Annotated in this window: 18 protein-coding genes; 9 read left to right on the top strand and 9 right to left on the bottom strand. The window is 57.0% G+C overall.

Annotated elements, in window-relative coordinates:
• Positions 1 to 16: 16 nt before the first annotated feature.
• On the top strand, positions 17 to 1,141 hold the full coding sequence (locus AC0J41_RS16760) for a site-specific integrase (RefSeq protein WP_473016014.1): 1,125 nt from the start codon (positions 17 to 19) through the stop codon (positions 1,139 to 1,141).
• A 1-nt stretch (position 1,142) separates the two neighbouring features.
• On the opposite strand, the gene AC0J41_RS16755 is transcribed toward AC0J41_RS16760, so the two are convergent.
• The 9 genes from AC0J41_RS16755 to AC0J41_RS16715 form a co-directional block, all read right to left on the bottom strand.
• Positions 1,143 to 1,418, bottom strand: coding sequence for a pyocin activator PrtN family protein (locus AC0J41_RS16755; protein WP_103305111.1), 276 nt, complete (start codon positions 1,416 to 1,418; stop codon positions 1,143 to 1,145).
• Positions 1,415 to 2,596: a hypothetical protein gene (locus AC0J41_RS16750; RefSeq protein ID WP_473013085.1), complete on the bottom strand. Its 1,182-nt coding sequence runs from the start codon at positions 2,594 to 2,596 to the stop codon at positions 1,415 to 1,417. Before AC0J41_RS16750 ends, AC0J41_RS16755 begins: the two co-directional genes overlap by 4 nt.
• Positions 2,593 to 3,135 (bottom strand): phosphohydrolase, encoded by a 543-nt coding sequence (locus AC0J41_RS16745; protein WP_473013084.1) that lies wholly within the window; start codon positions 3,133 to 3,135, stop codon positions 2,593 to 2,595. Before AC0J41_RS16745 ends, AC0J41_RS16750 begins: the two co-directional genes overlap by 4 nt.
• Complete coding sequence (locus AC0J41_RS16740) at positions 3,132 to 3,671, bottom strand: hypothetical protein (RefSeq protein WP_473013083.1); 540 nt, start codon at positions 3,669 to 3,671, stop codon at positions 3,132 to 3,134. The genes AC0J41_RS16745 and AC0J41_RS16740 overlap by 4 nt, the downstream gene beginning before the upstream one ends.
• A gap of 55 nt (positions 3,672 to 3,726) precedes the next feature.
• Complete coding sequence (locus AC0J41_RS16735; protein WP_038362343.1) at positions 3,727 to 4,044, bottom strand: pyocin activator PrtN family protein; 318 nt, start codon at positions 4,042 to 4,044, stop codon at positions 3,727 to 3,729.
• A 158-nt stretch (positions 4,045 to 4,202) separates the two neighbouring features.
• Positions 4,203 to 4,484: a phage antirepressor KilAC domain-containing protein gene (locus AC0J41_RS16730; protein ID WP_100847388.1), complete on the bottom strand. Its 282-nt coding sequence runs from the start codon at positions 4,482 to 4,484 to the stop codon at positions 4,203 to 4,205.
• Between the two features lie 10 nt (positions 4,485 to 4,494).
• On the bottom strand, positions 4,495 to 5,085 hold the full coding sequence (locus tag AC0J41_RS16725) for a hypothetical protein (RefSeq protein ID WP_473013082.1): 591 nt from the start codon (positions 5,083 to 5,085) through the stop codon (positions 4,495 to 4,497).
• A complete protein-coding gene (locus tag AC0J41_RS16720; RefSeq protein WP_162999859.1) occupies positions 5,082 to 5,258 on the bottom strand; it encodes a hypothetical protein in 177 nt (58 codons plus the stop codon). Before AC0J41_RS16720 ends, AC0J41_RS16725 begins: the two co-directional genes overlap by 4 nt.
• Positions 5,259 to 5,342: 84 nt before the next feature.
• Positions 5,343 to 6,068 (bottom strand): XRE family transcriptional regulator, encoded by a 726-nt coding sequence (locus AC0J41_RS16715; protein ID WP_038362533.1) that lies wholly within the window; start codon positions 6,066 to 6,068, stop codon positions 5,343 to 5,345.
• A 100-nt stretch (positions 6,069 to 6,168) separates the two neighbouring features.
• Between AC0J41_RS16715 and AC0J41_RS16710 the strand changes: the two genes are divergently transcribed.
• The 8 genes from AC0J41_RS16710 (at position 6,169) to AC0J41_RS16675 (ending at position 13,670) form a co-directional block, all read left to right on the top strand.
• A complete protein-coding gene (locus AC0J41_RS16710) occupies positions 6,169 to 6,393 on the top strand; it encodes a helix-turn-helix transcriptional regulator (protein ID WP_080750752.1) in 225 nt (74 codons plus the stop codon).
• A gap of 327 nt (positions 6,394 to 6,720) precedes the next feature.
• Positions 6,721 to 7,239 carry a phage regulatory CII family protein gene (locus AC0J41_RS16705; RefSeq protein ID WP_038362352.1) on the top strand — a complete coding sequence of 173 codons (519 nt, stop codon included), beginning with the start codon at positions 6,721 to 6,723 and terminating at the stop codon, positions 7,237 to 7,239.
• The gene (locus tag AC0J41_RS16700; protein ID WP_122612692.1) at positions 7,232 to 7,462 is read left to right on the top strand and encodes a TraR/DksA family transcriptional regulator; all 231 of its coding nucleotides are present in this window, start codon (positions 7,232 to 7,234) and stop codon (positions 7,460 to 7,462) included. The genes AC0J41_RS16705 and AC0J41_RS16700 overlap by 8 nt, the downstream gene beginning before the upstream one ends.
• Positions 7,452 to 9,671, top strand: coding sequence for a VapE domain-containing protein (locus AC0J41_RS16695; RefSeq protein ID WP_103305116.1), 2,220 nt, complete (start codon positions 7,452 to 7,454; stop codon positions 9,669 to 9,671). The genes AC0J41_RS16700 and AC0J41_RS16695 overlap by 11 nt, the downstream gene beginning before the upstream one ends.
• On the top strand, positions 9,664 to 10,023 hold the full coding sequence (locus AC0J41_RS16690) for a PA0613 family protein (protein WP_038362361.1): 360 nt from the start codon (positions 9,664 to 9,666) through the stop codon (positions 10,021 to 10,023). Before AC0J41_RS16695 ends, AC0J41_RS16690 begins: the two co-directional genes overlap by 8 nt.
• A gap of 526 nt (positions 10,024 to 10,549) precedes the next feature.
• On the top strand, positions 10,550 to 10,894 hold the full coding sequence (locus AC0J41_RS16685; RefSeq protein WP_038362364.1) for a phage holin family protein: 345 nt from the start codon (positions 10,550 to 10,552) through the stop codon (positions 10,892 to 10,894).
• Positions 10,895 to 11,038: 144 nt separating this feature from the next.
• Positions 11,039 to 11,641, top strand: a complete 603-nt coding sequence (locus tag AC0J41_RS16680; protein WP_473013081.1) for a terminase small subunit — start codon at positions 11,039 to 11,041, stop codon at positions 11,639 to 11,641.
• Between the two features lie 4 nt (positions 11,642 to 11,645).
• On the top strand, positions 11,646 to 13,670 hold the full coding sequence (locus AC0J41_RS16675; protein ID WP_473013080.1) for a phage terminase large subunit family protein: 2,025 nt from the start codon (positions 11,646 to 11,648) through the stop codon (positions 13,668 to 13,670).

Below are 13,670 nucleotides of genomic sequence, written 5' to 3'. Positions count from 1 at the left end.
GTTGTACCAGTCGATTATGGCAACGATCAGAGCACGAAAACGCACCGATGGCTCAGTCAGTTACACGGCACAGATACGCCTGTTTCGCGATGGAGCGCAAGTCTACCAAGAGAGCCAGACCTTCGCCCGGAAACAGGCGGCACAAGCGTGGGTGCGGCGACGCGAGGCAGAGCTAGATCAGCCTGGTGCGATTGAGCGGGCGAACCGCAAGGGCGTCACCGTTCAGGACATGATCAAGCAGTACTTGGATGAAATGGAGAAAGTCCGGCCGTTGGGTAAAACCAAGGAAGCCACTCTAAATGCTATCGCGGCGACGGAGTTTGGCCAGACCGTTGATTCGGCTATCAACAGTCAACGATTGGTGGATTTTGCACTCTGGCGAATGAGTAAAGAGGGCGGCGGCGTCCAGCCGCAGACGGCTGGCAACGATTTGGCGCACCTTGGGGCTGTCCTTTCGATTGCGCGTCCCGCTTGGGGGTATGAGGTAGACCCTCACGCGATGCCGGACGCTCGGAAGGTGTTGAGGAAGCTCGGCTACAACATGAAGAGCCGGGAGCGCGATCGTCGTCCAACGAAGGACGAGCTGGATAAACTTTTGGAGCACTTCGTCAGCATGCAGCAGCGTCGGCCTAGTTCGATCAACATGCTGAAGGTGATTGGCTTCGCGATTTTTTCCACGCGTCGGCAGGATGAGATAAGCCGAATTCAGTGGGAGGACGTCGATGAGTCGAATCAGCGGGTGCTGGTGAGAGATATGAAAAACCCCGGGCAGAAAATTGGCAATGATGTTTGGTGCCACCTACCCGACGAAGCCTGGAGAATTCTGCAGAGCATGCCAAAAGAGCGTGGGGAAATTTTCCCGTACAACTCGTCGTCGATCTCCACGGCCTGGGCGAAGGCGTGCAAGTTTCTAGAGATCGAAGATCTTCACTTCCACGATCTGCGACACGACGGAGTGAGTCGGTTGTTTGAGATAGATTGGGATATTCCGCGGGTGGCCAGTGTGTCTGGGCATCGTGATTGGAATTCATTGCGTCGATATACCCATCTGCGCGGGCGAGGTGACCACTATGCCGAGTGGCCGTGGTTAAAGAGGATAATTCAGGCGCCCGTGAAGTTGGGCGCCTGGGGTAAGCAGTGATTTAACTGGCTCGGCGGTACCCGTTGAGCTGGTTGCACTCTTTCACCGCAGCTTCCCGTTGCAGATCAAGGTAGGCTGCCAGATCAGCGATGTGGATGCCTTTAGCGCTTTTTTGACTCGACTCCAGCCGTGTGATCGGGATTTTGATCTGTCCTGCCATAACCTTGCGCTGGAACATATCGGTCGTCAGGTGCGTGAAGTAATCCTTGCAGACCTGCTCAAGTGGGATAATGGCCCGGCCATTGTATTGGGCCATTAGAATGAAGGAAGTATTCATTCATTCTCCTCGCGAATAACCACTTTTCTTCTGCTGGCCGCAGATAGGTTTGGTATTAATGCTGGTGCGGGCCTTACAGTAAAACATGTTCCACCCACCTCGACTGTTTGAACACCCCTAAGAAATCCAGTTATGTCAATATCAATGCCATTCTTTAAACGACGTTGATGAGCCGCTACCAAGTGTAGTATCGGTCGTTTTCGTCCTGTCTCGGTCAGTGGAACTGATCTCGCGTACAGCAAGGATTTAATTTGCTCGGGCATTGAGCCCAGGCGGGCGAGGCAGTTGGATTCGCGGGCCTCTATAGTCCAGCAATGTCGGCTATCGGCTATGAATTGCAGAGCGATTGAAGCCCTGGCTTCACGATCTTTTAGCTCCTTTTCGGGAGTGGTGAAATAATGATTACTTTTGTATCGATCAGATAGCTCAAAGCGTTGATCACAGGCAACCACTTTGCCTTCTTTCGTTATGCAAAAGAATGATCGCTCACCTTCTACAAATTCATTTTCCGATGCGGCAATTATAATTTCATACAACTGTCCACCTGACCGTCTATACCAGGTCTTGGGTAAATTGGTGACTTTCCGAATATATGTGGCTTGAAAGAAACCACCATATTCATCGGGCCGGGCTTGATGAGTTCTCGTAAACCCAATGCATCCAATCGAAGGCATAGGGTCATTGATGACATCAAACTCCCAATCTCCAACGCACGTTGTATTGGGCGCGATGATGACTCTGTCGTTGCTCGGAATATACGGCCCGATCCGTCTAATAAGGTTCAATCGCTCATTAGTAAGCGTGTTAGGACCCGCTCCTTTACTTTTTTTGATTCTGGTCTCAAAACAGGTAATTAAGGCAGCGGCGACACAGTCTTCAAAAGAATCAGTTGTCCATAAATCTTGGGTGTCTGTCGCCTGATATCCATCGTTTCCAGAAAGGTGCGTATACCCCACTGCAGGCTGCGCGGGCGGGCGATCCTGAGCGATTAGCGTTGCATTGGGTGTGGCTGCCTCGCGCAGCTTTTCGTGGGGTATAAGTACCTCTGCAGTGGCGCTGGAAGAAGCAATAATGCCTGCTGCTGCGCAGCAGAGACTATTGTTTACAGGCGTGTCGATCCCACTGTCATCGCGAAGCAAAGCGGCCAGCATTTGCGTGTTGTCCTGTGAGTGCGTCATGCCGCTTTCCTCCGATGTTCGATAGCAAGTTGATCCATCAGGCGCTGGTGGTAAGTGTTGCGCGCCTCTGCGGCAGACCACGGACGGATGGTTTCAACCATGGGTTCAATGCCGACCAAGCAATCCCAGATAGCCGGTTCGGTTGGCATGAGGTCGCGACGTTCGGTGGCCAGTGCTATCAGGTCGGCCTGATGGATGCAGGTCGGGAGTTCTGGGGCGATATCGAACCGCTCGCAAACGCGCCACCAAATGCAGTCCTCGAAGTGTTGGTAGGCACTAATCCACTGCTTGAGTGGCCGTGTCATATCGCCCAAGTACGCCTCGGGAGCGTCATGGAGCAAGGCCACAAGTTTGTGTTCTTCTGGCACCAGGTCGGCGACGATGCAGCTGTGCTGAGCCACGCTGTAAAACTCGCGGGTGTGGCCGTTGAAGCGGCACAAATGAGCCAGCGAGTGTGCAATGTCTCGCGGATCGATCATTTCGGCGTCCGGCTCAAGCAAATCAAAGCGCTTGCCGGTATGGGTGAGGATCCAGCTCATGCTGCACCTCTCGATTGCGCGGCGGTCGCAATAGCCTGGTGTTCTTGTTGGAAAAAAACGGCAGCGTTCTCCGCATCGTCCGTGCTGAGAGCAATACGAAGAGGAACCACCTCAACCTTTGCAGGGCCTGTTAATTCGGCGGGTTTCAGTAAATCGGCCATGGCGAGCGCTTGGTCGATCAGGGCGCGGGTTTCGCGTTCGAGTTTTTTCCCCGTGCGGAAGGCGGCGAACGTATCGGCAGCAATGCGGAGCTTTTCGGCGATTTCGAGCAGCGTCTGGCGTTCGGGATTGCCGAGCGTCAACGCTTGCTGAAGGCGTTTGCTGAATTGCGCCAAGTGGGCGTGGTCAGCCTTGATGAATTTGAGGGAGGCTCTTAACTCGCTAATGGTCTTGGCGCTTTCGGCGCGCAGGATGTCGTCGCTTTGTTTCATGCCAACGGACATGCCGTCGGTACGGCCCATGATGTAGCCGGCCCAGACTAATAGTCCGGCCAGAATGATTAGGGCGATGAGTGCGCAGATTTGAATTGCAGTCATTTGGTTTGCTCCTGGTTCAGTGTCGGACTGGTGGTGGCAGTCCTTGAGATAAGGCTTACTCGGTTGGCTCGTCTTGCTGGCTCTGCATGTCTTCGTCGGCCTGGTAGGCGCGGATATCGATGAGCGATGCAACGTGTCGAATGTGGGCGTACTTGGGCGCTTTCCGACTTGAGTCCAGTGTGGTGATCGGAAGCTGGATCCGACCGCTGTTGATTTCAATCACAAACTTTTGCTCGTTGAGGTTGCGGAAATACTTTTCGCGTACGGCCTCCAGCGGAATCAGCACATCACCGAAGGTGCGGTACAGCAGCTCGATGGTCGTGGATTCAGGAGCGGGGCGTAGCCGCAGTGGGGCTTGGGCTGCATTACTCATGGCTTTGTGTGGCCTCCTTGCGTTTGCTTCTTGCTGGATGGTTCCAGGCGTTCAGGCAATGGCGTTTGGTCAACTCCCGCAGATGCTCGGGCACCTCAAGGAGCGCGGCATTGCGCTCCTCTCGTGTCCGCATTGCGATGATCTGTCGGGCGTATTCCCTAGGCCACGTCACGGCGGTCTGCCGGAATTTCAGGTAGGTCGATGCCGAGTTTTTCAGCCAGCCAACGAATGCCGGCTTGCTTGACCCGCGTCGACTGGCTGTATTGCAAGCCGTACTTTTCGTCATACCAGGTGCCGTCCTTGACCCGCAGATACTCTTTGTCCCGTTTTGGGTAAGCCGGCAGGTTGCCCTTAAGCAGGTCTTTTTCCCGCATGAGTGCAATCAGTTTTGGACGTGTGAGGCCTAGTTGCGAGGCTGCTTGGGCGAGGGTGCGTTCCATGTCGTCCACCTCATGCCGCATGTGCGGCAGGTGTTGCTGCGGCCGCGAGATGGTTGATGGACTCGATAACCATCAGGTAAATCTCGGCATCGGTGTCGCTCACGGTGAAGCATCGGGTGTTGGGGCTTTTGTTCCCGATGCTCAGGATGATGGTCGCCCCTCGGCGCGTGTGTGTGCGGTGAATGGCAACGTGCAGGGGGAGATCAAACCCCATGTCGAGGCTCAGCACGCCGCCGGTGCGCACCAGCTCAAGCACGCGCTGCTTGTCTTGGGTTTCAAAGCGGCCGTATACGCGGCTGGCATGCGGGAGATGAACCGGATCGCTGCTATTGCTCGGATCGAACTGTCCGTTAGCGATCTCTTCAATGAAGTCGGCCAGCTTAAGGTGAGTTTTCTTGTCGCTTGGAAGGGTCAGCGTGTGACGCTCAGTCCCCAGCTCGACACTGAATGCGGTCTCAGTTGCGCCCCGTTCTACTTTGAGGCGGAACGCAAGGCACTCGCGCGTGGGAGCGGTTCGTAGGACATGATTGAAGGTTTCGGTCAGGTTGACCTGAGCTTTGAGCAGCTGCAGGGTGCGGTTGTCGATTCGGTATTTGCTCATGCCGCGTGCCCTCCGCCATTTGGATCAAATGGAGAGGCTTGGGGCTTGGCAATAAGCTTCGGTTTGTTGTTGTGAATGATGACCAAGCAGCCGGTGATGGACTGCAGCTGCTCGATCATCTTTTTATTACTGACGCACGCCGGGTGGACGTGGAGGGTTGCACTGGTTTGCATAGGTGATGCCTCGCTCTGTGGTGTGAGAGTGAGGCAAATATCACGCAGTGTGTTTTTTAAGTCAACACGGTATGTGATTATTTTTCACGGCGCGTGCAAAAAACGAGATGACTTTAGGATGCCGCCGACCAGGTGGATCTCAATTACGTCGGCCGCGGCGATATGAATTGGTGGGTGTTCGGCATTCACGCTATCCAAGCGGTACATCCCATCTCTCAGGTAAATGAACTCCTTGATCATCGTTCGGCCTTCTGTGGTTCTTACCACGACCTCATCGCCGCTGAAGTAGTTCTTGTTGGGTTCGATCAGCACGTACTCACCATTTTTGATCCTGGGAAGCATGCTGTCGCCGGTAACCTTCAATCCGTAGGCATCTGGATCATCGCTGTGGATACTTAAGTAACCATCGCCGTGGCCTGGAGGAAAATCAAGCGCTTCAAAATATCCTTCATTGCCCAGCTGTGCGGTTCCAACCACCGGAACACTCCCTGTTTTCGCTTGTCCTGCCGATGTCAATCCTTCGCTCTGGCTGCTCTTGAGTCGAGGAGGATATCTGATGTCGTAAATGTTGCCGTGCGCATCACCAGATAGGTGAGGTAACGGCCCCTCGACATCTTTGACCAACTGTGTGAGCGACGTTTTTAGGGCAGCAGCAATTTTCCCTAGATCCTGAAGGTTGGGCTGGCGTTGGTCCTTCTCATAGTTACCTATGCGAGATTGTGATTCCCAGCCACAGGCAAGGGCCAGATCTTTCTGGCTCATACCCTTGGCTTTTCTAAGTGATTTGATGCGTGAGCCGAGTGTGTTCATTTGCATTTTTTACCACGCATTGAAATAAATTTATCGCACTTTGCGTGTTGTAAAAATCACGAATCGTGTTTATTCTGCGCTTCAGTTATAGGAGGTCGTTATGAACAGGATTGCTGACCATCGAGAAAGGGCGGGTATAAAGCAGCGGGATTTGGTTTCGACTCTTGGATGGACGCAGACACGGCTTAGTAATTATGAGTCCGGACGGCGTATAGCTGGACTTGCAGAATCTCGTGCAATTACGGCTGCGTTGAATCAGCTCGGAGTCAAATGCTCGCTTGATGATGTCTTTCCGCCAGAGATAGATTTCAAAAAAGTAGCTTAGAAAAAAGGCGACCAAAGGGTCGCCCAGTTCCTCCCGACACGCACCACCACAGCGCTGTCGGGCCGCGATTGGGATTGGCGGGCAAACCAAATGCAAAACCGCCCATTCCTCTCGCGTTTTCCAGAGCTCGGAAGCTTTGGTGTTGCTGCCTTTTCCACCACAGAGCTGGCAGCTTTTGCGCCAGGGGTGAACAACGGATTGTTCGCCCCGGCACGGTGCCGGTGTTGGTCATAGGGACCTCGCCGGCGTTTGGGCCTATCAAGCCACACGACAAATGTATCACTACTGCCTGTCGTGCGGCACTGGCAACATTCAAGGATTAATGCCATGAGCCGAATCGCTCTGAGTTCTGTAGATCGAGCCCAGCGGGAAGTCCTGCCGCTCGATCTTGCGCTTTATCACGCTGCACGCGACTACCCAGGCGGCGCCGCTGCTATCGCAGCCACCACTGGCCGCAACGCCACGACGTTACAGCACAAGCTTTCCCCAACCCATCCAAGCCACACCGTGAACATCCAAGAGTTTGGCGAGATCCTGGAACTGACTAAGGATCGCCGCATTCTGGATGCGGTGCATGCGCTGGTCGGCGACACGACTTGGCAGGAACTGGCTGAGGCCTACACCAACGACATGCCCGAGACATTGACGACCGGCATCGCGGAGTATTTCCGGCAAGTGGCGGATCTTGCCGAGACCTGGGCTAAGAGCATCGGTGACGGCGTCGTCACCGACCAAGAACTGGCGGCGATTCGTCTGCAGGTATTCCGTGGGATTCAGGGTCTGCTCGGATTGTTCAACCGCGCCACCTACGTCAACCAGACGACGCGAGGTGCTGACCATGGCTGACATCGCAGACTTCGCTAATGATCTGGTTCTAGAGCGTGTTGACCAAGCGCTCGCAGCACGTCGAATCGCCGCCAAACCTGCCTTGGCGGCGCACTCGTTTCAGTTCTGCGAAGAGTGCGATGAGCCAATTCCGGAAGCGCGCCGTGTGGCGCAGCCTGGCTGCACGCATTGTGTGGATTGTCTTTCCCTCGTGGAGTTGAAGGGAGCTCGTCATGCTCGATGAAGTATTGGCGCAGTTCGCGGACTACGGTCTTTTACCAGCGCAGCCGCTGGTGTTCGGTAAGCTCACTCGGTGCAAGACAGCGCAGGATAAGGGCACAGAGAAAAACGGCTGGTATGTCGCCCATGAACATCGCACCGAGAAAGGCGAGACGCTTATTTTCGGCTCATTCGGCGATTGGCGTTCGGGCGAAACGCAGAAGATCAAGGTTAAGGCCGGTCGGATGTCTCCCGAAGAACGCGAGGTTATGCGCGCCCGTCAGGAGGAGGGCAAACGTCGTGCTGCTGAGGTGGCAGCCAATTCGGCGCGCCGGGCGGCGAAGCGTGCGGGCGGCTTATTCCAGCGCATGCCGGAGAAGGGTCGCAGCGAGTATCTGGACCGCAAGCAGATTGTCGGTTTCCGAGTTCGCTACGCGCCGCGCTCAGGTGCAGTCTTGGTTCCCATGAGCAATGCGCGGGACGAAATCGTCGGGCTTCAGGTGATTTACCCGAGCAAACAGGAAGACACCGGTCGGGACAAGTCCTACTGGCCCTACGGGATGTCGAAAGAGGGTGCTTTCCACCTTATCGGGCCGGATGCTGAGCCAGGTGATCCAGTGCTGGTATGTGAGGGCTACGCCACCGGCGCCAGCCTGCACATGGCGACTTCGCTGACCGTGGCGGTGGCATTCGACGCGGGTAACCTGCTGGCCGTGTGTAAGGCCATGCGCGAGCGGTTTGCCGGTTGCCCTCTGATCATTTGCAGGGACGATGACTGGAAGACCACGAAGCCAAACGGCGACGCCTGGAACCCAGGTGAAGAGAAGGCCAATAACGCGGCACTGATCGTCGGTGGCCAAGTGGTTGCGCCGATCTTCTCCAGTGAGCGGGAAGTGAAGTGGACCGACTTCAACGATCTGCATGTCGCCGAGGGTTTGGAGGCGGTGCGCCGTCAGGTATTGGCTGTGGTCAAGCCACCGGCTGCAGGTGGTTGGAAAGATCTACTAGCTCGCAGCGATAGCGGCGCTCTGATCGCACACATGCAGAACGTTGAATTGATACTGGCCAATGATCCACGTTGGGCTGGGGTCATCAGCTACAGCGCCTTCAGTTCGAAGCTCGTCAAGCTACGTGCGGCGCCTTATGGCGGCGGCACGGGAGACTGGGCGGATATCGATGACGTGCGGGTGATGAAGTGGCTCGCGCAGCAATACAACCTTCGGGTCAAGGCGTCCCATGTGATCGAGGCGGTCAGTGTGGTCGCACATGATCATGCGTTTCATCCGGTGCGGCAGTACCTGCGCAAGCTCGAATGGGATCGCGTGCCTCGTCTGGAAAGCTGGCTCACCGATGTCATGGGTGTGAAGGCCACCGACTACTCGTCCAAGGTTGGCAAGCGCTGGATGTTGTCGGCCGTGGCGCGAGTGATGAAGCCTGGCTGCAAGGCTGACTCGGTGATGATCCTTGAGGGTGCGCAGGGCGCCGGTAAGTCGACGGCGATGAGCATTCTCGGCGGCGAGTGGTTCATGGATACGCCGTTCGCGCTGGGCGACAAGGACGGCTTTCAGGCGATCAGGGGCAAGTGGATTGTCGAGCTGGGCGAGCTGGACAGCTTCAACAAGGCCGAGAGTACCAAGGCCAAGCAGTTTTTCTCGGCGTCCACGGACACTTATCGCGAGAGCTACGGCCGTCGCACCATGGACGTGCCGCGCCAGTGCGTGTTCGTGGGTACGACGAACCAGGACGAATACCTCAAGGACGCGACTGGTAACCGCCGTTATTGGCCGGTGGCATGTACCAAAGTGGATCTGGAGTTGTTGCGCTCGATCCGCGACCAGCTTTGGGCCGAGGCGGTTTTCTGCTACGACGCGGGCGACCTCTGGTGGGTAACGCTGGATGAGGCGGCATTGTTCGCGGAGGAGCAGGACGAGCGCTTCGTAGTGGACGAATGGGAAACACCAATCTTGACCTGGTTGGAAGAGTCGCAGATTGGTGAGACCACGACCGGCAGCGAGGTGCTGACTCAGGCTCTCAAGCTCGACCCGGGACATTGGGGTAAGCCGGAGCAAATGCGTGTCGGTGCAATCCTGCATCGGTTGGGCTGGAGACGTTTCCGGCTCGGTGCAATGACCAAGAGTCGGCAGCGGTTGTGGGGCTACAAAAAGCCAGCGGACTGGGGGAAGGCGCCTGCCTTGGAATTAGAAGCTTCAGAGGAGCCTTGTTTCGGTGATTAAGGAGATCGATTCGCTGCTTCGGTTGTGGGCGCAGGAGCTGCATTCCGAACATTCGAAAGGGGGGCTTGCTGGGGGGAACATGGTTGCCATGATGATGGAGAGCAATGGGCAACTGATTCGTGGACGGCGGGCCTTTCGTGCGCCGCTGGAGAGTTCTCTCGACATCGAGCTGATCGTGAACAAGCATCTTCCGCCTGAGCTGGTGACGGTTGTGCGGGAGCATTACTGCACGCTCGACGTTGATATGCGCTTGCGGTACGCGCACTGCGGTTGTGGCCGTGACACGTACTACCAGCGCCTGCATGAGGCACACCTGCAGATCTTCGGCGTAATGATGGGGATGGCTGCGTGACCCCAGGCTTTCGTCCGGCTGTTGCTGTCCCACCGGCCCGCCTTGTCCCACTATGTTTAGACGTAGTGGGACAGGTGCGGGCCTTGTCTTTGCTGGGCTGTCCCACCGTCCCACCTTGCAACGTCACCCGCCCGCATATGCGTAGCAGATACAATGCACGCGCGCTTCACGCGCAAGCGTGTTTATAAATTTCTCTCTTTACACGAGAAAATAGATAAATAAGTAGGACGGTGGGGCAAAGCCCCGAATCTAGGCGCTCTCAGGCGTCCCACCTCAATTCTAAAAGGTGGGACAGATGGGACGCCGCCGAAACAACAGAATGCCGTGGTGAGTTATTCGCTTACATTCGCTAGACGTTCACACCACATTGACCACTTATTCACCGGGTGGCATTAAACCGGGGTTGCTGCCACCGGAATCGACCTGTAAAAAGTAGTCATCTTCGATAGGTGCGACCGCAGAGAGCGGCACGCACCAACCACCAAACCCGGCCATTGCGCCGGGTTTTTGCGTTTAGGGGTTGGCGATGACAAGCGAGCAACAAGCACTGGCAGAAATGCCAATCTGGTTAGTGATCGTCCTGGCTCTGGTCGGTGGCGTATCGGGAGAGATGTGGCGGGCCGACAAGGACGGGGCGCGTGGCTGGGCATTGTTGCGCAGGCTGGCACTTCGGTCCGGCGCCTGCATTGTGTGCGGGGTGTCGGCGATGATGCTGATGATCGCCGCCGGCATGACAATCTGGACGGCTGGCGCCTTGGGTTGCCTGACTGCGATGGCAGGTGCAGATGTGGCCATCGGGTTGTACGAACGCTGGGCTGCCAAGCGGCTTGGCGTGTGCGATGTCCCGCCGAATGGCGGTGGGCCAGCCTGAAACCGCCGGGGACCCTGGGGTTATTCGGAGGGTACGGGGTCGGAAACCCGCGGGAAACTGTTAGCGGGAGCGCCCCCAGCTTACTGAAATTCAACCCATTGAAATTGAAAGGTCTGCATTGAAAAGCCGTTGAAAGGAGGGCTTATGACAGAACCAACTTACCTGTCAAAAAGCGCCTTCGCGGCGCGGATCGGCAGGGCGCCGAGCTACATCACCTGGTTGAAAAACAACAACCGCCTGGTGCTGTCGCCGGATGGAAAACTGGTGGACGTACAGGCCAGCGAAGCGTTGATTCGCGACACCGCTGACCCGAGCAAAACCGCCGTCGCTGATCGTCACCAACAAGACCGGATTCAGCGTGACGTTTACAGCCAACTGTCGACCCAGACCGAGCCGACTTCCACGGCTGCGCCGCCGCAGGTTCTTACCGGTGACGGCAAGCTCCCCGACTTCCAGAAGGCCCGTGCCCTGCGTGAGCACAACATGGCCAAGCTGGCGGAGATCGAACTGGGCAAAGCTCAAGGTTCGCTGGTCTCCAAAGAAGCGGTAGAAACCGGGGCCTACAACGCAGGCCGCTTGCTGCGCGATCAACTGTTCGGCCCGTTGCCGCAACTGTCTCACGATCTCGCAGCCATGACCGATCCTTGGCTGATCGAAAAGCACCTGACAGCCACCTTCCGTCGAACGCTGGAGGAAGCCGAGCGCCTCTCCTCAGCAGACCTTGAACACGCCATGACAACGGACTGAACCTATGCACACGGAATTTCCTGACGGTGCAGAGGTGTACCGTGAGGCTTATTTCCGTGGACTGCGCCCGGATCCAGACCTCTGGATCGATGAATGGGCCGACGAGTACATGCGAATCCCGCGTGACACCGGTGCCCCTGAGCCCGGCCAGTACCGCACCTCACGGACACCGTATGCCCGCGAGCCAATGCGCTGCCTGTCGCCGGCTCACCCTTGCAGACGCGTGATCACCATGGTGGCCTCGCAGTTGATGAAAACCCAGATCGCCCTGAACTGGATGGGTGGCCTGATCCACATGGCGCCGTCAAACATCCTGGCGTTGCTACCTAGCCTCGGCCTGTCCAAGCGCGTGTCGGGTCGGATCAGCAAGACCATCAAGGCCACTCCCGTTCTGCGCGAGCGGGTCGCGGCCACCCGCTCGCGGGACGCACGCAACACGATGGACACCAAGGAATTCGAGGGTGGCTCGCTGTACGTCACCACCGCCGGTTCTGCGGCCAACCTTTCGGAGCTGTCGGCGCGTTATATCTACGGCGACGAAGTCGACCGCTGGGAGAATGACGTCGGTCAGGAGGGTGACCCCATCAAGCTGGCAGAGACGCGGGCGACCAACTTTGGTCGCAACGCAAAGATTTACTTCTCCAGCTCGCCGACGATCAAAGGCGCCTCGCGGATCGCCGACCTGTTCGAGTCCAGCGACCAGCGCTACTACTACGTGCCATGTCCTACTTGCGGTCATATGCAAGTGCTGGAATGGGAGCGGCTGCACTACAGCAAGGACCTCAGCACTGTGCATTACGAGTGCGCAGCACCTGAATGCGACGTTCTGATTGAGGAACACCACAAGAGCGACATGCTCGCCCGAGGCGAGTGGCGCGCTCACGCTGGTGGCGATGGCAAAACTGTCGGCTTCCATCTCAACGCGCTGTATTCGCCGACCGGCTGGATGGATTGGGCCGGGCTTGCCGAGGAGTTTGAAGACGCCAAGAAGGCTCAGGCCCAAGGCGACACGAGCCTGATGCAGGTGTTCTACAACACTCGTTTGGCCAAGGTCTGGGACAGCGCACTTGAACAGACCAAGGCGGAAGTGCTGATCGCTCGGGCGCGGCTGGAGAACTACACCCTCGGCGCGATGCCGTCCGGTGTGCTGATGCTGACCGGCGCCGTCGATGTACAGGCCAACCGCTTGGAACTGATGGTGATGGGCTTCGGCGTCGGCATGGAACGCTGGGTTGTTGATCATCAGATTATCTGGGGTGACCCGGCAGATGAACGCACCTGGGCGGTTCTGGACGAGAAACTCAAGGCTCGTTACCGGCATCCTTGTGGTGTGGGTCTGGCGATCCTCGCAGCGGGCGTCGACTCTGGTGGTCATCACACCGATGAGGTCTACCAGTTCTGCCGCGTTCGTCGCTGGCGCAATATCTTCGCCATCAAGGGTGCAAGTAAGCCTGGCAGGCCAGTGATTGCACAGCGCCCGTCCATGGTCGACGTGACCTGGAAGGGCCAGACCGAACGCAACGGCGCCGAACTGTGGTTCGTCGGTACCGACACCGCCAAAGACTGGATCTACAACCGCTATCCATTCCCGGACGGTCCGGGATCGCTGCACTTTGCCAATGACCTGCCGGACGAGTTTTTCGCCCAATGCGTCGCCGAGCGTAAAGTCGTTCGCTACGTGCGCGGACACAAGCGCATCGAATGGGTGAAGGGCAAGGCTGAGCGCAACGAAGCGCTCGACCTGATGGTGTACTGCCTCGCGATGGCGCATTACCTCGGCATCAACCGCTACCAGGAACACGATTGGGACAGGGTGCGACAAGCCCTGGCCCAGTCTGGCTTGTTCGATGACGCCTTGAGCATCAAGCCTGTTCAGGGGGAGCGAGTTGATGTTGAGCAAACACCAGCGCCCGCTGCTGTACGACAAGCTCAACCCGCACCCCCACCCGCTGCACCGGCTACACAATCACGGCCGGCACCCCCCCCTCAACGCCGCAGCTCTGCCAGCGGTTATCTGAAGAGACGCTGA

Source organism: Pseudomonas sp. Arb-4-2C (genome assembly GCF_055755015.1).
Note: the sequence above shows the minus strand (reverse complement) of the source record. Positions and strands in the feature narration are given on the sequence as shown.

Bases quoted from the DNA above. Each gene is read 5' to 3' on its own strand.
- AC0J41_RS16760 (WP_473016014.1), top strand. From the start codon at position 17: ATGGCAACGATCAGAGCACGAAAACGCACCGATGGCTCAGTCAGTTAC.
- AC0J41_RS16755 (WP_103305111.1), bottom strand. From the start codon at position 1,418: ATGAATACTTCCTTCATTCTAATGGCCCAATACAATGGCCGGGCCATT.
- AC0J41_RS16750 (WP_473013085.1), bottom strand. From the start codon at position 2,596: ATGACGCACTCACAGGACAACACGCAAATGCTGGCCGCTTTGCTTCGC.
- AC0J41_RS16745 (WP_473013084.1), bottom strand. From the start codon at position 3,135: ATGAGCTGGATCCTCACCCATACCGGCAAGCGCTTTGATTTGCTTGAG.
- AC0J41_RS16740 (WP_473013083.1), bottom strand. From the start codon at position 3,671: ATGACTGCAATTCAAATCTGCGCACTCATCGCCCTAATCATTCTGGCC.
- AC0J41_RS16735 (WP_038362343.1), bottom strand. From the start codon at position 4,044: ATGAGTAATGCAGCCCAAGCCCCACTGCGGCTACGCCCCGCTCCTGAA.
- AC0J41_RS16730 (WP_100847388.1), bottom strand. From the start codon at position 4,484: ATGGAACGCACCCTCGCCCAAGCAGCCTCGCAACTAGGCCTCACACGT.
- AC0J41_RS16725 (WP_473013082.1), bottom strand. From the start codon at position 5,085: ATGAGCAAATACCGAATCGACAACCGCACCCTGCAGCTGCTCAAAGCT.
- AC0J41_RS16720 (WP_162999859.1), bottom strand. From the start codon at position 5,258: ATGCAAACCAGTGCAACCCTCCACGTCCACCCGGCGTGCGTCAGTAAT.
- AC0J41_RS16715 (WP_038362533.1), bottom strand. From the start codon at position 6,068: ATGAACACACTCGGCTCACGCATCAAATCACTTAGAAAAGCCAAGGGT.
- AC0J41_RS16710 (WP_080750752.1), top strand. From the start codon at position 6,169: ATGAACAGGATTGCTGACCATCGAGAAAGGGCGGGTATAAAGCAGCGG.
- AC0J41_RS16705 (WP_038362352.1), top strand. From the start codon at position 6,721: ATGAGCCGAATCGCTCTGAGTTCTGTAGATCGAGCCCAGCGGGAAGTC.
- AC0J41_RS16700 (WP_122612692.1), top strand. From the start codon at position 7,232: ATGGCTGACATCGCAGACTTCGCTAATGATCTGGTTCTAGAGCGTGTT.
- AC0J41_RS16695 (WP_103305116.1), top strand. From the start codon at position 7,452: ATGCTCGATGAAGTATTGGCGCAGTTCGCGGACTACGGTCTTTTACCA.
- AC0J41_RS16685 (WP_038362364.1), top strand. From the start codon at position 10,550: ATGACAAGCGAGCAACAAGCACTGGCAGAAATGCCAATCTGGTTAGTG.
- AC0J41_RS16680 (WP_473013081.1), top strand. From the start codon at position 11,039: ATGACAGAACCAACTTACCTGTCAAAAAGCGCCTTCGCGGCGCGGATC.
- AC0J41_RS16675 (WP_473013080.1), top strand. From the start codon at position 11,646: ATGCACACGGAATTTCCTGACGGTGCAGAGGTGTACCGTGAGGCTTAT.